The sequence below is a fragment of the Micromonospora sp. DT46 genome (assembly GCF_049841735.1).
Lineage (GTDB): Bacteria > Actinomycetota > Actinomycetes > Mycobacteriales > Micromonosporaceae > Micromonospora > Micromonospora reichwaldensis.
In genome coordinates, this window is the sequence record NZ_JBNCKW010000008.1 from 110,645 (window position 1) to 135,888 (window position 25,244).

The window sequence follows — 25,244 nt, forward strand, 5'->3', positions numbered from 1 at the left end:
GGCCGGTCAGAGGCCGCGGGCGGGGGCCGCCGGTCGCGCGCCGCCACCCGCCACCTCGACGAGGTACGGGTTGGTCGCGCGCTCGCGGCCGATGGTGGTCGCGGGGCCGTGGCCGGGCAGCACGACGGTGTCGTCGGCCAGCGGGAGGATCTTGCCCCGGAGGCTGGTGACCATCCTCGTCATGCTGCCGCCCGGCAGGTCGGTGCGGCCGATGGAGCCGGCGAACAGCACGTCGCCCGAGAGGCAGAGCTGCTCCGCCTCCCACGACGAGCCGGCGGCCGGCAGTCGGAAGAGCACCGACCCGCCGGTATGGCCCGGGGCGTGGTCGACGGTGATCTCCAACCCGGCGAGGGCGAGCGTGGCGCCGTCGGTCAGCTCGGCGACGTCCTCCGGCTCGGTGTACGGCAGCCGCCCCCCGAAGAGCGCCCTGAGATCCGCCGACAGCCCCTTGGCCGGGTCGGCGAGCATCTCCCGGTCGCCGGGGTGCACGTACGCGGTGATGCCGCGCGCGCCGCAGACCGGCGCCACCGAGAACGTGTGGTCGAGGTGGCCGTGGGTGAGCAGGACGGCGGCCGGGTGCAGCCGATGCTCGGCCAGCAGGGCGTCGAGCCGGTCGAGCACCCCGATGCCGGGGTCGACCACCACGCACTGCTCCCCCGGCGCGGCGGCGACCACGTAGCAGTTGGTGCCGAAGGCGTCCGCGGGAAAGCCGGCCACGAGCACGTCCGCTCCCCTTCCGTCGAGTGGGTTGCCTGTCAGCAGCCTATCGGGCGGGGCGAGGAGGTTCTGCGCGTGCGTCCGGGGCGTTCCGGGTGGCGCCGATCGTGCCCGTTTCGGGCATCGCGTCCGGCGACGATCGCGTGCGTCCCGTGGGCTCCGCCGGGCGCAGTGACGCGTCCCGATAAACCCGGCCCGGACCTCGTACACCACTTTCCCAGTCGGTAGCCGTACACTCTGGCGGGCGTGTGGCGTGGCGCACCCGCCGCCGAACGGGCGCAGGACGCCCGACCACCGGTGACGACCAGGGTAGAGGAAGGGGAGCACGGGTGGCTTCCAGCAGGGACCGGCAGCGCAAACTGGCGCGTGCCAAGCTCGACCGGCAACTCGCCCGCCGGGCCTCGGCCGTCAAGCGTCGTCGGCAGATCCAGGCCGGCGTCGGCGTCGCCGTCGTCCTCGCGCTGATCGTGGGCGGCTCGGCGTGGGCGCTGGGCGCCTTCGACGACGAGCCGAAGGAGAACACGGCCGCCGAGGACGTCTGCCTGTGGACGCCGCAGGACGCCACCGCGAACACCAACCTCAAGGACGTCGGCACCCCGGCCACCGAGGGACTGCCCACCGACGGCGTACGTCCGATGACGGTCACCACCAACCAGGGTGCGCCGATCACCGTCGAGCTGGACCTGGCCGGCGCCCCGTGCGCGGCGGCGAGCATCGCCCACCTGTCCAGCCGGTCGTTCTACGACAACACCAAGTGCCACGAGATCACCGCCGAGGGCGCGGTGCGCTGCGGCGACCCGAGCGGCACCGGGCTCGGCGGCCCCACCTACTCGTTCTACGACGAGAACGTGCCCACCGCGCCGTCACCGTCGGCCAGCCCCTCCGCCGGCCAGCCCGCGACGTACCCGAAGGGCACGGTCGCGATGATCGCCAACCCGCCGGGCGCCAACGGCAGCCAGTTCCTGATGTTCTTCAAGGACTTCACCACGGCCGACCCGAAGTATCCGATCATCGGCCGGGTCACCGGTGGGATCGACGTGGTGGCGAAGATCGGTGCCAAGCCGACCGTGGACAATGGGACGGGGGCCAAGGTCAAGCCCAAGGACGACGACGTGGTCGTGCAGAGCCTGACCGTCGGCGAGCCCGTGGCGCAGGCGACCTCGGCACCGACGCCGCCCGCTTCGGGCGCTCCGGCGGCCAGCCCGAGCGCCGGCTGACCCGGCCGCCCCACCAATCGCAGCGGCACCGACCGCGCCACCCGACAGCCCAGGAGGATCCAGGCGTGACGTCCACCAGAGAGCGGCAGCGCGCGGCGGCGCGCGCCCGGCTCGAGAAGGAGATGGCCGAGCGCGCGGCCAGGGCCCGCAAGCGCCGGCAGACCCAGGCGATCGTGGGGGCCGCCTCGGTCCTGGTCCTCGTCGTCGCCGGCACGGTCTGGCTCGTCACCACCCTCGGCGGAGACGACGACAAGACCGACACCGCAGGCCCGGGTGCCGGCAACGTGCAGTGCGCCTGGACCGAGATCCCCACCGACCAGCGGTCCCCGCAGATCAAGGACGTCGGGGTGCCGGCCGTGCAGCAGTCGGCCACGGGCACCCAGACGATGACGATCGACACCAACCTGGGCCCGATCACCGCCACGATCGACCGGTCGGCGGTGCCCTGCACCGCGGGCAGCTTCACCCACCTGGCGGAGAAGAACTTCTTCGACAACAGCAAGTGCCACCGGCTGGTGACCGAGGGCATCAAGGTGCTCCAGTGCGGTGACCCCGGCGCGACGGGCAAGGGCTGGCGCGAGACCGACGGCACCGGCGGCCCGAGCTACCGGCTCGCTGAGGAGAACCTGCCCACCGACAAGCGGCCCCCGTACCCGGAGGGCGTGATCGCGATGGCCAACTCGGGCCAGCCGGGCAGCACGGGCAGCCAGTTCTTCATCGTCTACGGCGACTCGCCGCTGGACCCGAACTACACCGTCCTGGGCACCATCACCGGCGGCATGGACCTCGTGAAGCAGGTCGCGGCGGCGGGCGACGACAAGGCGTTCGCGAAGCAGGCCGGTGGCGGCCACCCGAAGAAGGAAGTCACCATCAACAAGCTCACCATGAGCGCCCCCCAGGGCTGACCCGCACCCCAGCCGTACGACGAGCGCCCGCCGGCCCCGCCGGCGGGCGCTCGTCCGTCCCACCCGCACACCAGCGCCCCGGCTCGGTCGGTGCCGGGCCGGGGCGCGGGTGTGCGAGGGGTTGGCGGGGTCAGGCGCCGGAGGTGACGCGGTACGCGTCGAAGACGCCGTCCACCTTGCGGACCGCCGCCAGCAGGTGGCCCAGGTGCTTCGGGTCCGCCATCTCGAAGCTGAACCGGCTCACCGCCACCCGGTCGCGGGTGGTGGTGACCGTCGCGGAGAGGATGTTCACCCGCTCCTCGGAGAGCACCCGGGTCACGTCGGCAAGCAGCTTGTGCCGGTCCAGCGCCTCGACCTGGATGGCGACCAGGAACGTGGACGCCGAGGTGAGCTTCCAACTCACCTCGACCACCCGCTCGGCCTGCGCCCGCAGGTCCTCGGCGTTGGCGCAGTCGTCGCGGTGCACGCTCACGCCGCCGGAGCGGGTGACGAAGCCGAAGACCGAGTCCGGCGGCACCGGCGTGCAGCAGCGCGCCAGCTTGATCCACACGTCGCTGACCCCGCGTACGACCACGCCCGGGTCGGCGCTGCTCTGCCGGCTGCGGGGCGGACGGGTGGCGACGGCGGTCTCGGCGATGTCCTCCGCCGCGCCCTCCTCGCCGCCGTACGCGGCCATCAGCTTCTGCACCACCGACTGGGCGGAGACCTGGCTGTCGCCGACCGCGGCGTAGAGGGAGGCCACGTCGGCCAGGTGCAGGTCCCGGGCGATCGCCATCAGCGCGTCGGAGGTGAGCATCCGCTGCAACGGCATGCCCTGCTTGCGCATCGCCTTGACGATCGCGTCCTTGCCGGCCTCGATCGCCTCCTCGCGCCGCTCCTTGTTGAAGTACTGCCGGATCTTCGTGCGGGCGCGCGGGCTCTTGACGAAGCCCAGCCAGTCCTGCGTCGGGCCGGCCGTGTCGGACTTCGACGTGAAGATCTCGATCACGTCGCCGTTGGACAGCGTCGATTCGAGGGGCACCAGCTTGCCGTTGACCCGCGCCCCGATGCACTTGTGGCCCACCTCGGTGTGCACCGCGTACGCGAAGTCCACCGGCGTGGAGCCGGTCGGCAGCGGGATGACGTCACCCTTCGGGGTGAAGACGTACACCTCCTGGCTGGACAGGTCGAAGCGCAGCGCGTCGAGGAACTCGCTCGGGTCGGCCGCCTCCCGCTGCCAGTCCAGCAGTTGGCGCAGCCAGGTCATCTCGTCGATGTGCGCGGGCGGGCCGACGATCTGGGTGCCCTTGTGCTCCTTGTACTTCCAGTGCGCGGCGATGCCGAACTCGGCGGTGCGGTGCATCGCGTACGTGCGGATCTGCATCTCCACCGGCTTGCCGGTGGGCCCGATGACCGTCGTGTGCAGCGACTGGTACATGTTGAACTTGGGCATGGCGATGTAGTCCTTGAACCGGCCCGGCACCGGCTGCCAGTTGGCGTGGATCACGCCCAGCGCCGCGTAGCAGTCGCGCACCGTGTCGACCAGGATCCGCACCCCGACCAGGTCGTAGATGTCGTTGAAGTCGCGACCCCGCACGATCATCTTCTGGTAGATCGAGTAGAGGTGCTTCGGCCGCCCGGTGGTCTCCGCCTTGATCTTGGCGGCCTTCAGGTCGGTCTGCACCTTCTGGGTGACCTGGCGCAGCAGCGCCTCGCGCTGCGGCTGGTGCTCCCCGATGAGGCGGTTGATCTCCTCGTAGCGCTTCGGGAAGAGCGTGCCGAAGGCCAGGTCCTCCAGCTCCCACTTGATCGTGTTCATACCCAGCCGGTGGGCCAGCGGGGCCAGGATCTCCAGCGTCTCCTTCGCCTTCTGCTCCTGCTTCGGGCGGGGCAGGAAGGTGAGGGTACGCATGTTGTGCAGCCGGTCGGCCAGCTTGATCACCAGCACCCGCGGGTCCTTGGCCATCGCGACGACCATCTTGCGGATCGTCTCGGCCTTGGCCGCGTCGCCCAGCTTGACCTTGTCGAGCTTGGTCACCCCGTCGACCAGCAGCGCCACTTCGCCGCCGAAGTCGGCCCGCATCTGGTCGAGGGTGTATTCCGTGTCCTCGATCGTGTCGTGCAGGAGCGCGGCGACCAGGGTGGTGGTGTCCATGCCCAGGTTGGCCAGGATCGTGGCGACCGCGAGCGGGTGGGTGATGTAGGGGTCGCCCGACTTGCGGTACTGCCCGGAGTGCCAGCGGGCCGCCGTGTCGAAGGCGCGCTGGAGCAGCCGCGCGTCCGCCTTGGGGTGGGCGTCCCGGTGGGTCGAGATCAGCGGCTCCAGCACCTCGCTGACCTGCGAGGACTGCCAGGGCGCGTTGAACCGGGCCAGCCGCGCCCGGACCCGGCGGCCGGTGGGCGCGGTGGAGAGCGCAAAACCGGCGCTCGGCATGTGGTCGCCGACGACGTCGGCGGGGAACGGAAGCAGGACCCCCTCGGTCGCCGCGCCCGCGCCGCCGGCCGTGGCCGCCGGCGTGTCGGGGCGTACGGGCTCGGCCGGGACGGTTACGCCGGGGCCCGCCTCCGGGGCCTGCGCGTCACCGTTGGTTGCGGTCGCCGAGCCGTCCGCGTCGCCTGTCGGGTACACCGTGCCCTCCACCGGAGGGGCGACATCGTGGGACACCGGCCTCCTCACCGCTCGCCGGGAAGTCACCGACCGTGCGCCGGCCGGCCTGGTCTCGCGCCGCCCGGACGGGTCCCGCCCGGTCAGCAAAGGGCAATGCTACCCGCACGCACGGTGCCCCGCCGCTCCGCCGGACGGTCCCCACCGGGTCCGCCCGACGGTCGGCGGGGTCAAACGGTCAACAGGGCATGCACCGGACGCGGGGCCAGCCGCTCCCGGCCGCCGAGGAAGGCGAGCTCCAGCAGGACGGTGAAGCCGGCCACGGTCCCGCCGGCCCGCTCCACCAGGTCCAGCGTCGCCTCGGCGGTGCCGCCGGTGGCCAGCACGTCGTCGACCACCAGCACCCGGTGCCCGGCCGTGAAGGCGTCCTCGTGCACCTCCAGCGTGGCCTCGCCGTACTCCAGGGCGTAGGAGGCCGAGTAGGCCGGACGGGGCAGCTTGCCGGCCTTGCGCACCGGCACGACGCCGACCCCGGTCGCGTACGCGATGGCGGCAGCGACCACGAACCCGCGCGCCTCGATGCCGACGACGACGTCGAACGACTCCCGCCCGTGGTACGCGACGATCCCGTCGATCACCTGACGGAACGTGTCGCCGTCGGCGAACAGCGGCATCAGGTCCTTGAACATGACGCCGGGCTTCGGGAAGTCGGGCACGTCGAGCACCCGGCTGGCGACCAGCGCGGCGGTGGCCGGGCCGCTGTCTCCCCGTACCCCGGTGCTGTGGGTCTCCGTCACGGCAGTTCCGCTCCCCTTCACGACGACGGCGTCCTGCATGCTGCTCGCACAGCATGAAGGACGCCGTCGGATCGGTTCCTACCGGGTCAGCCCGGCCCGGCTCAGCGCCGCTTGCCGCCACCCGGCCGGTTGCCACCGCCGCCGGCGGGTCGGCCGCTCCGGGCGCCGGTCGGCCGCTTCCCGGCCGGTCGGGCGCCCACCCGCGGCGCCGCGCCGGCCAGCGCGGCCGACTCCGGGTCGACCGGCTCGTCGTCGGAGTCGTCGGTACGCGGGGCGGTGCCCTTGCCGGTGACCTCGCCACGGGCGATCGCGCCCCGGCGGGCCAGCACCCGCTTGTTGTGCGCCTGGATGCGCGGGTCGTAGTTCTTGAGCAGCACCAGCAGCGGCGTGGCCAGCAGGATCGAGGTCAGGAACGCCACCGCCATACCGACGAAGAGCACCAGGCCGAGGTCCTTCAGGGTGCCCGCGCCGAGCAGGCCGGCACCGATGAAGAGCAGACCACCGACCGGCAGCAGCGCGACCACCGACGTGTTCAGCGACCGCATGAGGCTCTGGTTGATCGCCAGGTTGGCCGCCTCGCCGTACGTCTGGTTGTTGTTCGCGGTGATGCCGCGCGTGTTCTCCTGCACCTTGTCGAAGACCACCACCACGTCGTAGAGCGCGAAGCCCAGAATCGTGAGGAAGCCGATGACCGTCGACGGGGTGACCTCGAAGCCGACAAGCGAGTAGATACCGGCGGTGAGGATCAGGTTCATGATCAGCGAGGAGACCGCGGCGACCGCCATCCGCCACTCGAAGCGCAGGATCAGGTAGATCATCACCACCGCGATGAAGATGACCAGACCGAGCAGCGCCCGGGAGGTGACCTGGCTGCCCCACGCCTCGCTGACCTGGTTGCCGCTGATGGTGGCGGCGTCGATGCCGAACTCGTCGGCGATCTCGTCCTTGACGGCGTTGGCCTGCTCGGTGTCGAGCTGGGTGGTCCGCACCTCGTAGAAGTCGCCCCCGGTGCCGCCGACCTTCTGGGTGGTGACGACCTTGGCGTCGCCGCCGGCCGCGGCCAGGGCGTCCTGGACCTTCAGCTCGGTCTGCTCCAGGGTGCCGACGCTCGCCGGGATCTGGAAAGAGTTGCCGCCGGCGAACTCGATGCCGAGGCTGAAGCCGCGCAGCCCGAAGCTGAGCAGCGACAGCAGGATCAGCACGAGCGCGACGCCGAACCAGAGCTTGCGCCGGCCGATGATGTCGAGGCCGGCCTCGCCGCGGTAGAGGCGGCTCGCGAGACCACTCTTTGCCATCTCAGGCCTCCTTCACGCGCGGGTTGCGGGGCTTGGCCGGCTCGGCCGTCCGCGGCGGGAGCGCCCGGCCGAGACCGCTGACCCGCGGGGACAGGAACGCGGAGGTGCGGGCGAACATCGTCATGATCGGGTGCCGGAAGAGGAAGACCACGACCAGGTCCAGCACCGTGGCCAGGCCGAGGGCGAAGGCGAAGCCCTTCACCGTGCCGACCGAGACCACGTAGAGCACCACCGCCGACATCAGCGTGATCGCGTTGGCCGAGATGATCGTGCGGCGGGCCCGGATCCAGGCACGCGGCACCGCGCTGCGCGGGCTGCGCCCCTCCCGGATCTCGTCCTTGAGCCGCTCGAAGTAGATGACGAACGAGTCCGCCGCCACACCTAGTGACACGATCATGCCGGCGATGCCGGCGAGGGTGAGGGTGAACCCGATCTGCCGGCCGAGCACCACCAGCGCGCCGAAGACCAGCAGCGCCGACAGGACCAGGCTCAGGAAGATGACGGAGCCGAGCAGGCGGTAGTAGAAGAACGAGTAGATGATGACCAGCAGCATGCCGATGCCCGCCGCGAGCAGACCGGCCCGCAGGTGGCTGGCGCCCAGGGTGGCGGTGACGTTCTGCTGCTCCTGCGCCTCGAAGGTCACCGGCAGCGCGCCGTAGCGCAGCTGGCCGGCCAGGGCGCTGGCGTCGCGCTGGTTGAAGTTGCCGGTGATCTGCGAGTTGCCCGTCAGCACGCCCTGGATCTCGGGCGAGGAGACGATCTCGTTGTCGAGCACGACGGCGACGCGGCACTTGCCGTCCTGGCCGAGGGCGGTGGCGTCGCAGGCCTGGCCCTCGTTGTTGAACGCCTCGCGGGTCAGGTTGGTCCACTTGTCCTGGCCGGGGCCGGAGAAGTCGAGGCTGACGACCCACTGGCTGGTCTGGTCCAGCACCGCGCTGGCGCCCTCGACGTCGGTGCCCAGCACCTTCGCCTGGTCGAGCAGGTACTTCGCGGCGCCGTCCTCGCAGGCCACCGCCTGCTGGTTGGCGGCCGAGATCGACGCCGGCGGGCGCTTGTCGAGCTGGGCGCAGCTGATCTGCGGCACGTTGAACTGCATCGTCGCCGGCAGCACCGCGACCTCGCGCGGGTCGAGAGCCGCGAACGGCTTGAGCTTCTCCGCCAGCGACGGGTCGGCGGTCAGGTCGGCCGGGGCCTGGAGGCCGCTGGCGGCCGCCCAGGCGGCGGCGCCGACCTTCTGCTCGACGGCCTTGCGCTGGTCCTCGATGCTCTGCGGCACGGGCTCGGCGCTGGCGCTCGGCGTCGGGGTGGCGGCGCCGGCCGAGGGGGTGGCGCTCGGCGCGGCCGACGCGCTGGCGCTCGGGGCCGGGGCCATGCCGCCCTGGCCGCCGCTGGGCGACGCGGTCGCCTTCGGCGCGGCGCTGCCCGACGGGGCGGCGCTGCCCGAAGGCTTCGCGCTGCCCGACGGGGCCGGGGCCGCGCTGCCCGAGGGGGCCGGGGTGGCGGCGGGCGGCGGGGCGGTGGCCGCGCCGCTGCCGTCGGCGGCCTTGAGCACCTTGCGGAAGCGCAGCTCGGCGGCGCTGCCCACCTCGGTCAGGTCGCGGTTCTCACCGGGCAGGGAGATCACGATGTTGCGGTTGCCCTCGGTGACCACCTCGGCCTCGGCGACGCCGAAGGCGTTGACGCGGCTCTCGATGATCTGGCGGGCCTCTTCGAGGTTCTCCGCCGTCGGGGCCTGGCCACCGATGCTGTTGGTCGCCTCCAGCGTCAGCCGGGTGCCGCCGACGAGGTCCAGGCCGAGCTTGGGCTCGAGCCTGTCCTTCAAGCCGCCGCTGGCGCCGCCCGCGAAGAACACCAAAAGATAGAGGACGACGAAGATGAGCCCGAGCACGGCCAGTTGCCGTCCGGGCCGCATCTGTCCCTGAGGTGGTGCCACGGCTGTCCTGTCTCCCTGTACGGTCGCGCCGCTGGTGCGGCGGGTGTCGGCCGGTCCGGCCGGCGGGTCCGACGGGCCGGCGTCGGAGGGCGGCATCCGGCTCCGGGCTCGGCGCGGGGGCGCCGGGCGGAACGGGACGAGCCGACTTCCGGCGTCGGGCCCAACTATCCAGTTTTCACGTCGCCTCCGCTGCCCCGTCGGGGAAAGTCGTCACCGGAGTCCGGCGACCACCACCCCGCGCGGGGCGGGAGCGACCGTCACTCCTTGACGACGTCCGCGTCCTCGGCGACCGGCTCGTCGGCCGGGCGCTCCGCCTGGCTGACGACCCGGGCGATGGCCGGACGGGCGTAGCGGGTCTGCACACCGGGCGCGACCTCGAGCAGGACGGTGTCGTCGTCCACGCCGGTGACCGTGCCGTAGAGGCCACCGATGGTGACCACCTCGTCGCCGGGCGCGAGGGCGGACTGCATGGACTCCGCCTCACGGCGGCGCTTCTGCTGGGGGCGGATCATCATGAAGTACATGACGCCGAAGAGCAGAGCGATCATGAGGATCGGCGTCAGGCTGCCGGCACCCCCGCCGCCCTCTGCTGCGTAAAGCACGGTGAAAGACCTTCCCATTGGCCCCCGGCCCGGCGCGGGCGCGCCGGAGCGGAAGCGGATTCTCACGTCCTGTACAGACCGGCGCGAGTCTAATCCCTGCACCTGGGAACGCCGAATGCGGCACAGATCACGTTCACATCACGGCTGATCGGCATCCGTCGAGAACAGATCGGGCGCCACAGGAGCATTCGCGCCAAATGTACCATTCGGCGGCGTACGGCCCAGATGCCGCCAGGCGGCCTCCGTGGCGACCCGGCCGCGCGGCGTACGGGCCAGCAGGCCGGCCCGGACCAGGAACGGCTCGCAGACCTCCTCCACCGTATCCGGCTGCTCACCCACCGCCACGGCCAGCGTGGACAGGCCGACCGGCCCGCCCCGGAACGAGTCGACGAGCGCGGTCAGCACCGCCCGGTCCAGCCGGTCCAGGCCCAGTGCGTCGACGTCGTACACCATGAGGGCGGCCCGGGCGGTCTCCAGGGTGACCACCCCGTCGGCCCGGACCTCGGCGAAGTCGCGGACCCGGCGCAGCAGCCGGTTGGCGATGCGGGGCGTGCCCCGGGAGCGGCCGGCGACCTCGGCGGCGCCGTCGTCGGTGATCGGCACGCCGAGGATCCGGGCCGAACGGCGCAGCAGCACCTCCAGGTCGGCCGGCGAGTAGAAGTCGAGGTGCGCGACGAAGCCGAACCGGTCGCGCATCGGCCCGGTGAGCAGGCCGGAGCGGGTGGTCGCGCCGACCAGGGTGAACGGCTCGACGTCCAGCGGGATCGCCGTCGCGCCCGGACCCTTGCCGACGATCACGTCGACCCGGAAGTCCTCCATCGCGCTGTAGAGCAACTCCTCGGCCGGCTTGGCGATCCGGTGGATCTCGTCGATGAAGAGCACGTCGCCCTCGGCGAGGCTGGTCAGGATCGCCGCCAGGTCGCCGGAGCGCTCGATCGCCGGGCCGCTGGTCACCCGGATGCCCGAGCCCAGCTCGGCGGCGACGATGTTGGCCAGGGTCGTCTTACCCAAGCCGGGCGGGCCCGACAGGAGGATGTGGTCGGGCGGGGAGCCGCGCCGCATCGCGCCCTGGAGCAGCAGGTCGAGCTGGTCGCGGACCCGGTGCTGGGCGATGAACTCCTCCAGCCGCTTCGGCCGGACCGTGGCCTCCGCGTCGAGGTCGGCATCGTGCACGTAGGCGGAGACCAGCCCGCCGTCGGAGCCCGTCACCGGGTGCGGCCCAGCAGCCGGATGGCCTGCTTGAGCAGGACCGGCACCGGCGGCACGTCACCGTCGATGGTCTCCGCGACGGCGGCCACCGCCTGGTCGGCCTGCCCGGCCGTCCAGCCGAGCCCGACCAGCGCCTGCCGGACCTGCTCGGGCCAGGCGCCGCCGGTGACCCCGGCCGCGCCGTCGGCGCCGACCGGCACCGGGCCGACGCGATCGCGCAGCTCCAGGACCAGGCGCTCCGCGCCCTTCTTGCCGATGCCGGGCACCCGGGTCAGCGCGGCGGTGTCGGCGTTGGCGATCGCCTTGCGCACCGCGTCGGGGGTGTGCACGGCGAGCACCGCCTGGGCCAGCCGGGGGCCCACGCCGCTGGCGGTCTGGAGCAGCTCGAACAACTGCTTGGCGTCGTCGTCGGCGAAGCCGTAGAGGGTGAGCGAATCCTCCCGGACGACCAGGCTGGTGGCCAGCCGGGCGGGCTGGCCGATGCGCAGGTCGGCGAGGGTGCCCGGGGCGCACTGCACCGCCAGGCCCACCCCGCCGACCTCCACCACGGCGTGATCCGGACCGGTCGCGGTCACCACCCCGCGCACGCTGGCGATCATCTGGCTCCTCCTCGTCGTACCCGGTCGGCCGCGGCGGCCAGCTTGGAACGCGTCCCGCCGCGCCACACGTGACAGATGGCCAGGGCCAGGGCGTCGGCGGCGTCCGCCGGCCTCGGCGGCTCGGCCAGCCGCAGCAGCCGGGTGACCATCGCGGTCATCTGCGCCTTGTCGGCCTGGCCGGAACCGGTCACGGCCGCCTTCACCTCACTGGGCGTGTAGGTCTGCACGGGCAGCCCGGCGCGGGCGCCGGCGAGCACGGCGATCCCGCTGGCCTGGGCGGTGCCCATCACGGTGCGGACGTTGTGCTGGCTGAAGACCCGCTCGACGGCGACGCTGTCGGGCCGGTGCTCGGCGACCAGATCGGTGAGCGAACGGTCCAGGTGCAGCAGGCGCAGCGCCAGATCGTCGTCCGGATCGGTGTGGACGACGTAGTAGGCGATCAGCGTGCAGGGGCGCCCCGGCACACCCTCGACCACGCCGACCCCGCACCGGGTCAGCCCCGGGTCGACGCCCAGCACCCGCACGCCGCCTCCTCCCCCAGCCGCCAGCGAGACCCCAGCCGCCAGCAGTACGTGTGTTCGACACCCTACCGAGCCGGGCGACACCCCGCCGCCGGGGACACGCCGGGCGCGCCGACACGCCGCCGGGGCGCGCGGCGGCCACACATGCCGGGCGATGAGTATGTGTCGCCGGCCCATGTGCGCCCGGACACACAGCTCGTAACTTCATGCGCCATGACGGCAGAACCCGTGGCGGTCCCCCACGTCGTACACGTCGACCTCGCTGGTCGTACCGCCCTGGTGACCGGGGGCGGGAGCGGCATCGGCCGGGCCTGCGCCCTGCGGCTGGGCGCCGCCGGCGCGGAGGTCCTGGTGGTGGACCGCAACATCGAGGCGGCCAAGGCGGTGGCGGCGGAGGCCGGCGGGCGGGCCGAGGGCGTGGACCTGGCCGACCCGGACGCGGTGGACCGCCTCGACGCCGACGTGGACATCGTGGTGAACAACGCGGGCCTGCAGCACGTGGCGCCGGTGCAGGAGTTTCCTGCGGAGCGCTTCGGCCACCTGCACCGGGTGATGGTCGAGGCACCGTTCCTGATCATCCGCCGGGCGCTGCCGCACATGTACGCCAGGGGCTGGGGGCGGATCGTGAACATCTCCTCGGTGCACGGGCTGCGCGCCTCGCCGTACAAGTCGGCGTACGTCTCCGCCAAGCACGCGCTGGAGGGGCTGTCGAAGGTGGTCGCGCTGGAGGGCGCCCCGCACGGCGTGACCGCCAACTGCATCAACCCGGCGTACGTGCGCACCGCGCTGGTGGAGAGCCAGATCGCCGACCAGGCCGCCAGCCACGGCATCCCCGAGAGCGAGGTGGTCGAGAAGATCATGTTGGCGCGGGCGGCGATCAAGCGGCTGATCGAGCCGGAGGAGGTGTCCGAACTCGTGGCGTACCTCTGCTCGCCGCCGGCGGCGTTCATCACGGGCGCGTCCATCGCGCTCGACGGGGGCTGGACGGCGAACTAGTGGCAAGCCGCACAATGTCGGTCATGTCGTCACCGGTGGAGTTCCTGGAGCTGCTCGCCCGCGAGGCCGCCGCGGTGGAGTTCGAGGGGCCGCTCATCGCCGCGCGCGCCGCCGGGCTGCCGCCCGCGCGGCTCGCCGAGCTGGAGCAGGCCAAGACGGTGGCGCTGCGGGTCCGCGCGCTGCTGGAACGCCGCCGCCGCCGGGAGGTCGAGCTCTCCGGGCTGTACGACACGGTCAGCGACCTGGCCGGGCTGCGCGACCTGGACGACGTGCTGCGCGCGATCGTGCACCGGGCGCGCAACCTGCTCGGCGCGGACGTGGCCTACATGACCCTCGACGACGAGGAGCGCGGCGACACGTACATGCGGGTCACCGACGGTTCGGTTTCCGCCCGCTTCCAGCAGCTGCGCCTGCCGATGGGCGCGGGCCTCGGCGGCCTGGTGGCCCAGTCCGGCGCCCCGTACGTCACCGCGAACTACCCGGAGGACGACCGCTTCCACCACACCGGCGAGATCGACGCCGGCGTGGGCGAGGAGGGCCTGGTGGCCATCCTCGGGGTGCCGCTGCGGCTCGGCTCGACCTCGATCGGGGTGCTCTACGCGGCCAACCGCTCGGCCCGGCCGTTCGTCCGGGAGGAGGTGGCGCTGCTGGTCTCCCTCGCCGCGCACGCGGCGGTGGCGATCGACACCGCGCGGCTGCTCGCGGAGACGCAGGCGGCGCTGGAGGAGCTGTCGACGGCCAACACCACCATCCGGGCGCACAGCAGCTCCGTGGAGCGGGCGGCGGCGGCGCACGACCGGATGACCGCGCTGGTGCTGCGCGGGGGCGGCGTGGAGGACGTCGCCGCGGCGGTCACCGACGTGCTCGGCGGGGCGCTGCTGGCGCTCGACGCGGAGGGCCGGCTGCTGGCCCGGGTCGGCGAGATCGAGGAGCCGGACCGGGCGGACATGGTGGAGGCGGTGGCCGCGTCGCGTACGGAGGGCCGCAGCGTGCGCCGGGGCCGGCTCTGGTATGCCGCCGTGGTGGCCGGGGCGGAGAACATGGGCGCGCTGGTGCTGCGCCCCGACGACGAGCTGGTCGACGCCGACCAGCGGATCCTGGAGCGGGCGTCGCTGGTGACGGCGCTGCTGCTGCTGTTCCGGCGTACCGTCGCCGAGGCGGAGGGGCGGGTCCGGGGCGAGCTGCTCGACGACTTGATCGCCCGGCCGCTGCGGGACACGGACGCGCTGCGCAGCCGGGCCCGCCGGCTCGGGGTGGACCTGGATGCCCCGCACGTGCTCGTGGCGGTCGGCGACGACGCCATCGCCGCCACCGGCTCGGCCCGGCAGCGGGTGCTCTCCTGGGCCACCACGTACGCCTCGACCCGGGGCGGGCTGGCCGCCGCCCGCGACGGGCGGGTGGTGCTGATGCTGCCCGGGCAGGACGCGGGCGGCAGCGCCCGGGCGGTGGCCCGGGACCTGTCCCGGGTGACCGGCCGGCCGGTGACCGCCGGGTCGAGCGGCCCGTCGACGGGGCCGGCGTCGCTGGCCGCGACGTTCGCCGAGGCGGAGCGGTGCCTGACCGCGCTGGGTGCGTTGGGCCGCTCGGGGCAGGGGGCGAGCACGGCGGAGCTGGGCTTCGTCGGGCTGCTGCTGGGCGCGGTCGGCGACGGGGGCGACAAGGACGTCAACCGGTTCCTGACCGCCACCGTCGGGCCGGTCGTCGACTACGACGCCCGGCGGGGCACCGCGCTGGTGCGGACCCTGGAGGCGTACTTCGGGGTGGGCGGCAGCCTCGCCCGGGCCGCCGAGCTGCTGCACGTGCACGTCAACACGGTCACCCAGCGGCTGGAGCGGGTCGGGCAGCTGCTCGGCGCGGACTGGCAGAAGCCGGAGCGGGCGCTGGAGGTGCAGCTGGCCCTGCGCCTGCACCGCCTGCGTACGCCCGCCGCCTGACGGCCGTCCGAGCCCCCGCCGCCCTGACCGCCGGCCTCACGGTCAGCGGGCGCGGATGCCGTCCAGGACGCCGTCGACGATGCGCTGCGGCAGGGTCGCCTCGTCGAGGTCGGGGTGCCAGCGCATGACGCGCTGCACCAGCATCGGGCCGGTCAGCATCGCCATGACCACCTCGACGTCGAGGTCCGCGCGCAGCTCGCCGGAGCGCATCCCGCGCCGCAGCACCTCGCGCATCATCTCCCGCCGCGGCTCGATGATGTTCTGGTAGAGCTGGTACTGCTCGGGGCTGCGGTTGACCTCCGGCACCAGGCAGGGCATGATCCGCGCCGCCCGCGGGTCGATGTGGTTGCCGACCGCGCCGACCAGCAGGATCAGGTCGTCACGGACCGATTGGCCGGCGGGCTCCGGCGGGGTGCCCTTGAGCGTACGCAGGGCGTCGCGCAGCAGCGCGTCCTTGCCCGGCCAGCGACGGTAGATGGTGGCCTTGCCGACCCCGGCGCGGGCGGCGATCGCCTCGATCGAGATCGCCTCGATCGTGCTGCCGTCGGCGAGCAGGTCGAGGGCGGCCTCGACGATCGCCTCGTCCGCGCGGACGCTCCTCGGCCGCCCGGGCGGCCGAGGAGCGTCGGCGGTGGAAGTCATGTCGGACATTGTTCCCGAAGCTAGGCGGTCCCGGCCAACTCGGGTTCCCCCACCGGTGCCGGCCTCCCCGCCGCCTCGGCGGAGCGGCCGGGCATCCAGCGCAGCACCACGAGGATGCCGAGCGCGGCGATCGCGGCGGCGAGACCCGCCGCCCAGTGCATCGCGGCCAGGAAGGCGTCGTCGGCGACCGCGATCAGCTGCGGCGCCGCCGGCCCGAGCTGACCCGCTGCGGCGTACGCGCCGGAGATGGACTCGCCGGCCGCCTCGCGCGCCCCGGCGGGCAGGTCCCGCAGGGCGGGGTCGACGTCGGCGCGGTAGACCGCGGAGAGCACCGACCCGAGCACCGCCACGCCGAGCGCGCCGGCCACCTGCCGGACCGTGTTGCTGACCGCCGAGCCGACGCCGGCCTTCTCCCGGGGCAGCGCGGACATGATGGACTCCGTGGCCGGCGGCATGATGTTGGCCATCCCGGTGCCCTGGAGGAAGAAGACGACAAGCACCACCCAGATCGGGGTGGTCGCGTCGACGAACGCGAACGCGCCGAGCGCGACCACGGTCAGCGCCAGCCCGACCGCCGCGACGGCCTTGCCGCCGTACCGGCGGACCATCGCCGCGCTGGCCGGGGCGAAGATGAGCTGGGCCGCCGCGAAGGGCAGGAAGAGCAGGCCGGTCTCCAGCGGGCTGTAGCCGCGCACCAGTTGCAGGTAGAACGAGGTGAAGAACATGACGCCCATCGCGGCGAAGAAGATCAGCCCGACGATGGCCACCGGCGCGGCGAAGCGCGGCACCCGGAACAGCCGCACGTCCAGCGACGGGTGGTCGCTGCGCCGCTCGTACGCGACGAACCAGGCCAGCACCGCCAGGCCGCCGAGGATCGCGACCCAGACCAGCGGGCGGCCGAAGCCGTGCTCGCCGCCGTCGATGATGCCGTAGGTCAACGCGACGAGCCCCACCACCGACAGCAGCACGCCGACGACGTCGACGCGGCCCGGATCCGGGTCCCGCGACTCCGGCACGAGCAGCGCCACCAGCACCACGCCGAGCACCACCACCGGCACGTTGATCAGGAAGACCGAGCCCCACCAGTAGTGCTCCAGCAGCGCACCGCCGAGGATCGGGCCGATGGCCACGGCCAGGCCGACCGCGCCGGCCCAGACGCCGATCGCCCGGCCCCGCTCCCGGGGATCGAAGACGTTGGAGATGATCGAGAGCGTGACCGGCATGATGGCCGCGCCACCCACGCCCATCAGCGCGCGGGCCGCGACGAGTTGCGCGGGGCTCTGCGCGTACGCTGACAGCAGCGACGCCAGCCCGAAGAGCACCAGGCCGATCAGCAGGAAGCGCTTACGCCCGGCGCGGTCACCGAGCACGCCGAAGGTGAACAGCAGACCGGCGAAGACCAGCGTGTAGGAGTTGATCGACCACTCCAGCTCGGCCTGACTCGCGCCGAGGCCGTGCACCGGGTCGGCGAGAGTCCGCAGCGCGACGTTGAGGATCGTGTTGTCCAGGACGACCACGAGCAGGCTGATCACCAGCACCCCGAGGATCGCCCACCTCCTCGGGTGTCCCGTGTGCTCGTGCGGTGGCATCTTCGCGTTCTCCCCCCGGACCCCGTTTCGATACGGGCCAGACTCGTAATTCGGCGGTGTCAGCGTAGGCGGGCGATTATCGATACGGAACCGGTTCGTATCTTATGTGGCGGCGGTCACTCGTGTCCTCTTTCCGGGTGCTGCTTCGGCGGGCTCGGGGGTGGGTTGGGGGCTGGGGCCTTGGGTGTTTGGGGCTTTGGGTGTTTGGGGCCTTGGGTCGTTACGGGCGTGGCGGTGCGTCGTGGTGGGGGTGTGGCCCGCCGTGCCCGGCTCCGGGCGGTCAGGCTTGATCCCTGCGCCGGGCACGGCGCGTCGGTGCCTACTCTCGCGTCCGTCCGTCCGGCTCCTCCCGGAGATCTTGGTGAGAAACTGCCCCTCCAGGGGCCGTCTTCTACCAAGATCTCCAGCGGACCGGGTGACCCGTGGACCCGGTGGACCCGTTTGTGAACCGGTGTCCGGGTTCGTTTGTGCTGTCCGGTGCGGCTTGGGCGGGTGGGTCGTCGGTGGGTGGCGTGATGGTGCCGGGTGTGCGGTTCGTGGGTGTGACCGGGGGCATCGTGGGGGCGGAATCGTGGCGGGGGCGGGGTCGTTACACCCCGCGTACGACCGAGTAAGGCCACGCCGCCGAGGTCACGCCGCCCCGATGGGATGGCGGGCCCGGGGCCCCCGGAATGATGGCGGGCCGGCGGTGGTTACACATGGTCCGGCCGACGTGAGGGCGTCCCCCGCCCCGCACGACAGCCCCGCCCCGCTCTTCGGCCCGCACGGGTTGAACATCCGGCTGGTACGGCCGATCTGATCTTTTCTCTGGTCTTTCCTCTGGCTTGATCGTCGGAGATTCCCTCCAGGTTTCGCCGGAGCCTCCTTGAGTTCGCATGAGCCTTCTTGAGTTCGCATGAGCGCCGACGGTGCTTGCACCCGCGTGAAGCCGATCCCCCCTCGGTGTGGGTGCCAACCCCCGAATGGAGCGTTTCTGATGAACACGATCATTCGTAAGAGCGTTCTCGGTGTCGCTGGTCTCGCGTTCGCCGGTGGCGTGTTCGCCGGTCCCGCGACCGCGCAGGCGGCCCCGTCGGTGGAGTCGACGCCGGTGGCAGTCGTGCAGGCCGACAAGCCGTCGGTCGACAAGGCCAAGCTGATCCCGCACGGTGTGCAGGGCGCCCAGTCGCACGTCGACCTGTCCGACGAGCAGGTCGCCAACGTCAAGGCCATCATCGCCGCGACGAAGAAGGCCGGCATGGACGAGCGCGCCGCCGTGGTGTCGATCGCGACGGCGTTGCAGGAGTCGAAGCTGGAGAACCTGGGTCATCTGGGTGACCGCAACGACCATGACTCGCAGGGCCTGTTCCAGCAGCGCCCGTCCAGTGGGTGGGGCACGGTGGAGCAGATCACCGATCCGGAGTACTCGACGACGGCGTTCCTGAAGGGTCTGAAGCAGGTCGACGGGTGGCAGGACATGCCGCTGACGAAGGCCGCGCAGACCGTGCAGGTGTCGGCGTACCCCGACCACTACGCCCAGTGGGAGCAGCAGGCCGCCGACCTGGTCGCCGAGCACTGGAACAGCTGACACAGACTTTCCACCACAAGGGGGATCGTTGGCCGGCACCCGAACACGGGGTGCCGGCCAGCGGCACGTCCACCGCCGGCCATCGGCGAAAGGGCCAGGTCGTGTTTCAGATGTCAGCGTCGGTATGAGCAGCGCGCTTCGCGCCTGCGGCCAGGAGTAGGCCGGCCGCCTGTGAATGATCGCCGCGTAGCGCCCAATCCAGTGGTGAGTAGCCGGTTCCTTGGCCTTCGCGCAGATTCGGGTCTGCACCGTGGACGAGGAGTAGGTGTACGACGGTGTTGTATCCCCAGGCCGCGGCAGCGCATAGGGGCGTTCCCTCCATGTCACCTCCGCTCTCGGTGTCGGGTACCGCGCCGGCTGCCAGGAGTACCCGCACGAGTTCAGCCGAGCCGTTGACGGATGCCTGATACAGCGGAAGGGTGCGGTCACGGTCGGGAACGTTGGGGTCCGCACCGGCGCGAAGGAGACCGCTCACGGCTGCGGCGTCTTCGCGTCGCACTGCCTCCATCAGTCGCTTCGTGCGCTTCTTCCGCTGTCGCAGGTTCACGTGCCCAGCGTAGGTAGTGCGCCCAGGCACCGCGATCAACGAGTGGCCCTGAACCGGCTTATGAAACGCACGCTGGGCGTCAGGCGGACGGCGGCCGAAAGCCGCGGGCGGACTGGTGGGAAGCCAGAGCGGACGCTCCTACCGTTCGTTACCCCCACGTTTCCGTCAGGGCAGGCAGGAGCGGCGCGGCACAGGCGGGGACGGCGGCGCGGCGCATGCGGTGACGGCGGCGGGCAGCGTGGACAGTCGGGTCGCCGGTGCGCCGAGCGGCTCGATCCAGCCCGGGCCGGCGCCGTACACCCGGATCGCCGGGAAGTCGCGGGCGAAGCGCACCAGGCGGTACGCGCGGCCGGTGACCGGCGTCTGCGCCCAGAGCACGACGGTGCGCGGGCGGACCCGACGGGCGGCGCTGGCGAGCGCCGTCCACGGCAGTGCCGGCCCGAGCAGCAGGCTCCCCCGGGACCGCTCGCGCAGCGCGGCGGCCAGCGCGTGCAGGCCGAGGCAGTGCGTCTCCTGCTCCGCGCCGGCCAGCAGCACGCCGCCGGTGGGCAGCGGGCGACCCGGTACGCGCCGGAACACGTCCAGGCCGACGCGGACGCCCTCGGCGAGGGCGTGCTCGACGGCGACCTCGATGGCGGTGTGCCCGGGCAGCGCGGCCAGCATCGGCACGCAGACCTGTTCCCACAGCGCCGCCGTGCCCCACTCGTCGGCCACCTCTACGACGAGCGCGGCGACCCGGTTGGCGTCGAGGTCCTCGGCGGCCAGCGACAACTGCTTGCGCGCGGTCTCGACGGCCCCGACCGGCATGGGATCTGTCAGCACCAGACGTACCCCCGGGTAGACGTTCACTACCCGGGGGTACGTCGGGAGGGCCGCGGATGGATGCGCCCGGGTGCGACTACCGGCGGCGGGATGCCGCCCAGCGCGTCGCCAGGGCGGCGGCGCTGCCCCAGATGCCGCGCCGGAACACCAGGACGACGAGGACGAAGATCCCGCCGGTGACCAGGCCGATCGCCTCGAACCCGGAGAACGACAGCCAGTCCTCCAGGCGGACCAGGATGCCCGCGCCGAGCACCCCGCCCCAGAGCGTGCCGATGCCGCCGAGCACCACCACGATGACCGCCTTGCCGGAGGTGGTCCAGTGCAGCACGTCGAGGGAGACGAAGCGGTGGCCGACGGCGAACAGCCCGCCGCCGAGCCCGGCGATGAAGCCCGACAGCACGAACGCGGTCAGCTTGTAGCGGTGCACGGGGTAGCCGAGCGCGCGGGCGCGGGCCGGGTTGTCGCGGATGCCGACCAGCACCCGCCCGAAGGGCGAGTGCACGATCCGCCAGGCGGCGGCCAGCCCGAGCAGCACGATCGGCAGGATCGCGTAGTAGAAGTAGTAGTCGTCGGTCAGGTCCAGCCCGAACAACTCGCGGGGCACGCCCTGGAGGCCGTTCTCGCCGCGGGTGACCGAGCGCCACTCGTTGGCGACGTAGTAGACCATCTGCGCGAACGCCAGGGTGACCATGGCGAAGTAGATGCCCGTCCGCTTCACCGCCAGGTAGCCGATCGGCACGGCGAGCACGGCCGCCGCGAGCGCCCCGGCCAGCACGGCCGCCGGGAACGGCAGGCCGAGGTGGATGGCCGTCAACCCGGTGACGTACGCGGAGGCGCCCCAGAAGGCCGCGTGCCCGAAGGACATCAGCCCGGTGAAGCCGAGCAGCAGGTCCACGGCGACGGCGAACAACGCCCAGCAGAGGATGTCCACCGCCACCGCCGGGTAGAGCCCGTTGGGCAGCCAGAACGCCACCAGCAGCCCGACGGCGAGCAGCGCGTACCGGACCCAGCCGGGGGCCCGGGTCACGGCGACCAGCCCGGACCTCGGCGCCGGGCGACCGGCGTCGGTCTCGGTGTCGACGGTGCTCGTCATGCCGGTGCCTCCTCACGGCCGAACAGCCCGGCCGGGCGCCAGAGCAGCACGACGGCCATCACGATGAAGACGATCGTCTGCGACACGATCGGGAAGTCGGACAGGTACGCCTCGCCCCACGCCTGCACCAGGCCGATGCCGAAGCCGGCGGCGACGGACCCGAAGATCGAGCCCAGCCCGCCGATCACCACCACCGCGAAGACCACGATGATCAGGTCGGCGCCCATCAGCGGGTTCACGGCCCGCATCGGCGCGGCCAGCACCCCGGCCAGCCCGGCGAGGCCGATGCCGAAGCCGAAGACCGGGGTGACCCAGCGCCCGACGTCGATGCCGAACGCCCGGGTCAGCTCGGGCCGCTCGGTCGACGCCCGGACCACCATGCCGATCCGGGTGCGGGTGAGCACCCACCAGACGACGGCGCAGACGGCGAGCGCGAAGCCGAGGATGAAGACGCGGTAGGTGGGGAAGTCGAAGAGCCCGAAGTCGACCGACCCGCTCAGCGCGGACGGGGTCTCGTACGGGCTGGACTGCACGCCGTAGCGGAGCTTCACCAGGTCCTGGAGGATGAGCGTCAGGCCGAAGGTGAGCAGGAAGTTGTAGAGCGGGTCGAGCCGGGTGAGCCGGTGGATGAAGGCCCGTTCCAGGGCCATGCCGACCAGGGCCAGCCCCACCGGCATGATCACCAACGCCGCCCAGAACGGCACGCCCGCCTCGGTGAGCAGGACGTACGCGCCGAACGCGCCGAACATGTAGAACGCCCCGTGGGCGAAGTTCACGACCCGCAGCATCCCGAAGATGACCGCGAGCCCGAGGGCGAGCAGGGCGTAGAACGCCCCGCTCACCAACCCGTTGAACGTGTTCTGCAGGAAGCTGGTCATGCCCTGGTCACATCTTGCAGTCCGCCGACGGGGCGCGGAACGCCTCGGCGGCGGGGATGGTCTTGAGAACCTTGACGTAGTCCCACGGCTCACTGACCTCGGACTGCGGCTTCACCTGAGCGAGGTAGGCGTCGTGGATGACCCGGTGGTCCTCGGCGCGGAACTTGCCGTTGCGCAGGAAGACGTCGTTGACCTCCTTGCCCTCCAGCTCCTTGACGATCGCGTCGGCGTCGTCGGTGCCGGCGGCCTGCGCGGCCTCCAGGTACTGCGTCGCGGCGGAGTAGTTGGCCGCGTGCGCGAAGGACGGCCGGGTGCCGGTCTCCTTCTGGAACCGGTCGGCGAACTCGCGGTTCTGCTGGTCGGAGTTCCAGTACCAGGCGTCGGTGTAGGTGGTACCGGCGAGCGCGGCCGGGGTGAGCGAGTGGATGTCGGTGATGAACATCAGGCCGACCGCCAGCCCGACGCCCTTGTCGCGCAGCTTGAACTCGTTGTACTGCTTGACCACGTTGACCAGCTCCGCGCCGGCCTGCATGGTGCCGAGCACCTGCGGCTTCGGGTTGAGCGTCGGCGCCTTGAGCAGGAAGGTGGAGAAGTCGCCGCTGGTGTTCGGGAACGGCGCCCCGTCCTTGCCGACGACCTGCCCGCCGGCGGCGGTGATGGCGGTGGTGAAGCTCTTCTCCATGTCCTGGCCGAAGGCGTAGTTCGGGTAGAGGATGTACCAGTTCTTGCCGACCTGCTCGGTGGTGACCTTGCCCGTTCCGTTGGCCAGCATGTAGGTGTCGTACGCGTAGTGGAACGTGTACTTGTTGCAGCTCTTGCCGGTCAGGTCGGTGGTCGCGGCGCCGATGTTGAAGTAGAGCTTCTTCTTCTCCTTCGCCACGTCGGCCACCCGCAGCGCCGCCGACGAGGTGGGCACGTCGAGGATCAGGTCGACGCCCTGGCGGTCGTACATCTCCTGGGCCTTGCTGTTGGCGATGTCCGGCTTGTTCTGGTGGTCGGCGGTCTCCACGGTGATGTCGCCGGTCACCGCCTTGTCGCCGTGCTTCGCCTTGAAGTCGGCGATGGCCATCTCCACGGCCTTGACCGAGTTCTTGCCGGACAGCTCGGAGTACGCGCCGGACTGGTCGTTCAGCACGCCCAGCACGATCTTGCCCCCGGTCAGCTTCTGGTCGCCGCCCGACTGGGGACCACCGCCGCCGCAGCCCGCGACCAGCACCATCACCGCCGCCGAAGCGGCGGCCACACCCACCGTCCTACGCATGCCCATCCCTCCACCCCGCGCGCCGCGCGGGTCGTCGAATCGGAATTCAGATGCCGAGGTACGACAGCAGCTCCCGTTCCCGGGAGCGCACCTCGGAGTTGTCCATCGCCTCCACGACGCGTCCCTCGGCCAGCAGGTAGTGCCGGTCGGCGACGCCGGTGGCGAAGTGCAGGTTCTGTTCGACCAGCAACACGGTCACCCCGTGCCGTTTGGCCTCGCGCAGGAGGTCACCGACCTGCTGCACGAGCAGCGGCGAGAGCCCCTCGGTCGGTTCGTCGCAGAGCAGCAGCCGGGCGCCCATCCGCAGCACCCGGGCCAGCGCGAGCATCTGCTGCTCGCCGCCGGAGAGCATGGTGGCGGCCGAGTCCCGCCGCTGGTGCAGGGCGGGGAACGCCTCGTACACGCGCTCCAGCGACCACGGGTCGGGCCCGACGGTCGGCGGCAGGGTGAGGTTCTCCGTCACGCTCAGCGTGGCGTAGCTGCCCCGGTCGTCGGGGACCCAGCCGAGCCCGAGCCGCGCCCGCCGGTACGCGGGCAGCCTCCCGACGTCCCGCCCGTCCAGCTCGATCCGGCCGCGCTGGCCGGCGTGCAGGCCCATCACACAGCGCAGCAGGGTGGACTTGCCGGCGCCGTTGCGCCCGACGAGGGTGACCACCTCGCCGGCGGCGACGTCCAGGCTGACCTCCCGCAGCACCTGCGCCTCGCCGTACCAGGCGGACAGGTTCTCAATGCGCAGCATCGGCGGCTCCCAGGTAGGCGGTGATCACGCGCTCGTCGGCGCGCACCTGCTCGTACGGGCCCTCGACGAGGACCTTGCCGGCCTGCAGGACGGTGACGGTGTCGGCGAGCCGCCCGACGACGCTCATGTTGTGCTCGACCAGCACCACCGTCCGGCCCCGCCGGACCCGTGAGACCAGCTCGACGGTGCGGTCGACGTCCTCCAGGCCCATCCCGGCGGTCGGCTCGTCGAGCAGCAGCACCTTCGGGTCCAGGGCGAGGGCGATGGCCAGCTCCAGCGCCCGCTTGCGCCCGTACGCCAGCGCCTCGGCGGGGGCCTCGGACAGCTCGGCCAGCCCGACCATGTCGAGCAGCTCGCCGGCCCGGTCGGTGTAGCGGCGCATCAGCTTCGCCGAGCGCCAGAACCGCCAGCCCAGCCCGCTCGGGCTCTGCAGCGCCAACTCGACGTGCTCCCGCGCGGAGAGCTGCGGGAAGAGGCTGGTGATCTGGAACGACCGGGCCACGCCGAGCCGGGCGACCCGCTCGGGGGGCAGCCCGGTCACGTCGCGGCCGGCCAGCTCGATGCGCCCGCCGCTGGGCCGCAGGAAGCCGGTGAGCAGGTTGAACAGGGTGGTCTTCCCGGCGCCGTTCGGGCCGACGAGCGCGTGGACGCTGTCCGCCGCGATGTCGAGGTCGACCCCGTCGACCGCCCGGAAACCCCGGAAGTCACGGGTCAGCCCGCGGGCCGACAGGAGCGCTTGCCCGGCCATCGCCTACTCCTTCGTAGGTCCGGCGACGACCGAATCGGTGACCGGGGTC

Annotated in this window: 23 protein-coding genes; 5 read left to right on the forward strand and 18 right to left on the reverse strand. The window is 72.2% G+C overall.

The window, feature by feature from the left end; genetic code table 11:
• Positions 1-6: 6 nt before the first annotated feature.
• Entirely contained in the window at positions 7-723 is a 717-nt protein-coding gene (locus ACLQ20_RS22710) for an MBL fold metallo-hydrolase (RefSeq protein WP_425857637.1), read from the reverse strand.
• 323 nt (positions 724-1,046) lie between these two features.
• Between ACLQ20_RS22710 and ACLQ20_RS22715 the strand changes: the two genes are divergently transcribed.
• Both ACLQ20_RS22715 and ACLQ20_RS22720 read left to right on the forward strand, forming a co-directional pair.
• Positions 1,047-1,934, forward strand: coding sequence for a peptidylprolyl isomerase (locus tag ACLQ20_RS22715; RefSeq protein WP_425857639.1), 888 nt, complete (start codon positions 1,047-1,049; stop codon positions 1,932-1,934).
• Between the two features lie 65 nt (positions 1,935-1,999).
• On the forward strand, positions 2,000-2,839 hold the full coding sequence (locus ACLQ20_RS22720) for a peptidylprolyl isomerase (RefSeq protein WP_151456491.1): 840 nt from the start codon (positions 2,000-2,002) through the stop codon (positions 2,837-2,839).
• Positions 2,840-2,969: 130 nt separating this feature from the next.
• Here ACLQ20_RS22720 and ACLQ20_RS22725 read toward each other — a convergent pair whose 3' ends face one another.
• The 8 genes from ACLQ20_RS22725 to ruvC form a co-directional block, all read right to left on the reverse strand.
• The gene (locus tag ACLQ20_RS22725; RefSeq protein WP_151456490.1) at positions 2,970-5,483 is read right to left on the reverse strand and encodes a RelA/SpoT family protein; all 2,514 of its coding nucleotides are present in this window, start codon (positions 5,481-5,483) and stop codon (positions 2,970-2,972) included.
• A 170-nt stretch (positions 5,484-5,653) separates the two neighbouring features.
• A complete protein-coding gene (locus tag ACLQ20_RS22730; protein ID WP_151456489.1) occupies positions 5,654-6,220 on the reverse strand; it encodes an adenine phosphoribosyltransferase in 567 nt (188 codons plus the stop codon).
• 101 nt (positions 6,221-6,321) lie between these two features.
• Positions 6,322-7,515 (reverse strand): protein translocase subunit SecF, encoded by a 1,194-nt coding sequence (secF, locus tag ACLQ20_RS22735; RefSeq protein WP_151456488.1) that lies wholly within the window; start codon positions 7,513-7,515, stop codon positions 6,322-6,324.
• Position 7,516: 1 nt separating this feature from the next.
• Positions 7,517-9,448, reverse strand: coding sequence for a protein translocase subunit SecD (gene secD, locus ACLQ20_RS22740; protein ID WP_425857643.1), 1,932 nt, complete (start codon positions 9,446-9,448; stop codon positions 7,517-7,519).
• A 257-nt stretch (positions 9,449-9,705) separates the two neighbouring features.
• Positions 9,706-10,050, reverse strand: a complete 345-nt coding sequence (yajC, locus tag ACLQ20_RS22745; RefSeq protein ID WP_192581554.1) for a preprotein translocase subunit YajC — start codon at positions 10,048-10,050, stop codon at positions 9,706-9,708.
• Between the two features lie 138 nt (positions 10,051-10,188).
• Positions 10,189-11,259 carry a Holliday junction branch migration DNA helicase RuvB gene (ruvB, locus tag ACLQ20_RS22750; protein ID WP_425857645.1) on the reverse strand — a complete coding sequence of 357 codons (1,071 nt, stop codon included), beginning with the start codon at positions 11,257-11,259 and terminating at the stop codon, positions 10,189-10,191.
• Complete coding sequence (gene ruvA / locus ACLQ20_RS22755; protein WP_151456909.1) at positions 11,256-11,858, reverse strand: Holliday junction branch migration protein RuvA; 603 nt, start codon at positions 11,856-11,858, stop codon at positions 11,256-11,258. The genes ruvB and ruvA overlap by 4 nt, the downstream gene beginning before the upstream one ends.
• Positions 11,855-12,382 carry a crossover junction endodeoxyribonuclease RuvC gene (ruvC, locus tag ACLQ20_RS22760; RefSeq protein WP_132240119.1) on the reverse strand — a complete coding sequence of 176 codons (528 nt, stop codon included), beginning with the start codon at positions 12,380-12,382 and terminating at the stop codon, positions 11,855-11,857. The genes ruvA and ruvC overlap by 4 nt, the downstream gene beginning before the upstream one ends.
• A gap of 210 nt (positions 12,383-12,592) precedes the next feature.
• Here ruvC and ACLQ20_RS22765 point away from each other — a divergent pair, with 210 nt between their 5' ends.
• Both ACLQ20_RS22765 and ACLQ20_RS22770 read left to right on the forward strand, forming a co-directional pair.
• Positions 12,593-13,375 (forward strand): 3-hydroxybutyrate dehydrogenase, encoded by a 783-nt coding sequence (locus ACLQ20_RS22765; RefSeq protein ID WP_425857647.1) that lies wholly within the window; start codon positions 12,593-12,595, stop codon positions 13,373-13,375.
• A 14-nt stretch (positions 13,376-13,389) separates the two neighbouring features.
• Positions 13,390-15,309 carry a helix-turn-helix domain-containing protein gene (locus ACLQ20_RS22770; RefSeq protein ID WP_151456913.1) on the forward strand — a complete coding sequence of 640 codons (1,920 nt, stop codon included), beginning with the start codon at positions 13,390-13,392 and terminating at the stop codon, positions 15,307-15,309.
• 42 nt (positions 15,310-15,351) lie between these two features.
• On the opposite strand, the gene ACLQ20_RS22775 is transcribed toward ACLQ20_RS22770, so the two are convergent.
• Complete coding sequence (locus ACLQ20_RS22775; protein WP_151456911.1) at positions 15,352-15,960, reverse strand: TetR/AcrR family transcriptional regulator; 609 nt, start codon at positions 15,958-15,960, stop codon at positions 15,352-15,354.
• A gap of 11 nt (positions 15,961-15,971) precedes the next feature.
• Positions 15,972-17,540 carry an MFS transporter gene (locus ACLQ20_RS22780; protein ID WP_151456912.1) on the reverse strand — a complete coding sequence of 523 codons (1,569 nt, stop codon included), beginning with the start codon at positions 17,538-17,540 and terminating at the stop codon, positions 15,972-15,974.
• Between the two features lie 976 nt (positions 17,541-18,516).
• Here ACLQ20_RS22780 and ACLQ20_RS22785 point away from each other — a divergent pair.
• On the forward strand, positions 18,517-19,107 hold the full coding sequence (locus tag ACLQ20_RS22785; protein ID WP_425857648.1) for a hypothetical protein: 591 nt from the start codon (positions 18,517-18,519) through the stop codon (positions 19,105-19,107).
• A gap of 106 nt (positions 19,108-19,213) precedes the next feature.
• On the opposite strand, the gene ACLQ20_RS22790 is transcribed toward ACLQ20_RS22785, so the two are convergent.
• From ACLQ20_RS22790 to ACLQ20_RS22820, 7 genes are all read right to left on the reverse strand, one after another.
• Positions 19,214-19,654, reverse strand: coding sequence for an ankyrin repeat domain-containing protein (locus ACLQ20_RS22790; RefSeq protein WP_425857649.1), 441 nt, complete (start codon positions 19,652-19,654; stop codon positions 19,214-19,216).
• Between the two features lie 165 nt (positions 19,655-19,819).
• Complete coding sequence (locus ACLQ20_RS22795) at positions 19,820-20,503, reverse strand: transcriptional regulator (RefSeq protein ID WP_425857650.1); 684 nt, start codon at positions 20,501-20,503, stop codon at positions 19,820-19,822.
• A gap of 49 nt (positions 20,504-20,552) precedes the next feature.
• Positions 20,553-21,569, reverse strand: a complete 1,017-nt coding sequence (locus tag ACLQ20_RS22800) for a branched-chain amino acid ABC transporter permease (RefSeq protein ID WP_121395353.1) — start codon at positions 21,567-21,569, stop codon at positions 20,553-20,555.
• Positions 21,566-22,447 carry a branched-chain amino acid ABC transporter permease gene (locus ACLQ20_RS22805; RefSeq protein WP_151455604.1) on the reverse strand — a complete coding sequence of 294 codons (882 nt, stop codon included), beginning with the start codon at positions 22,445-22,447 and terminating at the stop codon, positions 21,566-21,568. Before ACLQ20_RS22805 ends, ACLQ20_RS22800 begins: the two co-directional genes overlap by 4 nt.
• Positions 22,448-22,454: 7 nt before the next feature.
• Positions 22,455-23,714, reverse strand: a complete 1,260-nt coding sequence (locus ACLQ20_RS22810; protein WP_425857651.1) for an ABC transporter substrate-binding protein — start codon at positions 23,712-23,714, stop codon at positions 22,455-22,457.
• Between the two features lie 40 nt (positions 23,715-23,754).
• Entirely contained in the window at positions 23,755-24,447 is a 693-nt protein-coding gene (locus ACLQ20_RS22815) for an ABC transporter ATP-binding protein (protein ID WP_327027698.1), read from the reverse strand.
• Positions 24,434-25,195 (reverse strand): ABC transporter ATP-binding protein, encoded by a 762-nt coding sequence (locus tag ACLQ20_RS22820; RefSeq protein WP_151455607.1) that lies wholly within the window; start codon positions 25,193-25,195, stop codon positions 24,434-24,436. The genes ACLQ20_RS22815 and ACLQ20_RS22820 overlap by 14 nt, the downstream gene beginning before the upstream one ends.
• Between the last annotated feature and the right edge of the window lie 49 nt (positions 25,196-25,244).

Excerpts from the sequence above, each read along its gene's own strand:
- ACLQ20_RS22805 (WP_151455604.1), bottom strand. The coding sequence starts at position 22,447 with ATGACCAGCTTCCTGCAGAACACGTTCAACGGGTTGGTGAGCGGGGCG.
- ACLQ20_RS22815 (WP_327027698.1), bottom strand. The coding sequence starts at position 24,447 with ATGCTGCGCATTGAGAACCTGTCCGCCTGGTACGGCGAGGCGCAGGTG.
- ACLQ20_RS22810 (WP_425857651.1), bottom strand. The coding sequence starts at position 23,714 with ATGGGCATGCGTAGGACGGTGGGTGTGGCCGCCGCTTCGGCGGCGGTG.
- ACLQ20_RS22775 (WP_151456911.1), bottom strand. The coding sequence starts at position 15,960 with ATGTCCGACATGACTTCCACCGCCGACGCTCCTCGGCCGCCCGGGCGG.
- ACLQ20_RS22785 (WP_425857648.1), top strand. The coding sequence starts at position 18,517 with ATGAACACGATCATTCGTAAGAGCGTTCTCGGTGTCGCTGGTCTCGCG.
- ruvA (WP_151456909.1), bottom strand. The coding sequence starts at position 11,858 with ATGATCGCCAGCGTGCGCGGGGTGGTGACCGCGACCGGTCCGGATCAC.
- ACLQ20_RS22770 (WP_151456913.1), top strand. The coding sequence starts at position 13,390 with ATGTCGGTCATGTCGTCACCGGTGGAGTTCCTGGAGCTGCTCGCCCGC.
- secF (WP_151456488.1), bottom strand. The coding sequence starts at position 7,515 with ATGGCAAAGAGTGGTCTCGCGAGCCGCCTCTACCGCGGCGAGGCCGGC.
- ACLQ20_RS22800 (WP_121395353.1), bottom strand. The coding sequence starts at position 21,569 with ATGACGAGCACCGTCGACACCGAGACCGACGCCGGTCGCCCGGCGCCG.
- ACLQ20_RS22765 (WP_425857647.1), top strand. The coding sequence starts at position 12,593 with ATGACGGCAGAACCCGTGGCGGTCCCCCACGTCGTACACGTCGACCTC.
- ACLQ20_RS22820 (WP_151455607.1), bottom strand. The coding sequence starts at position 25,195 with ATGGCCGGGCAAGCGCTCCTGTCGGCCCGCGGGCTGACCCGTGACTTC.
- ACLQ20_RS22780 (WP_151456912.1), bottom strand. The coding sequence starts at position 17,540 with ATGCCACCGCACGAGCACACGGGACACCCGAGGAGGTGGGCGATCCTC.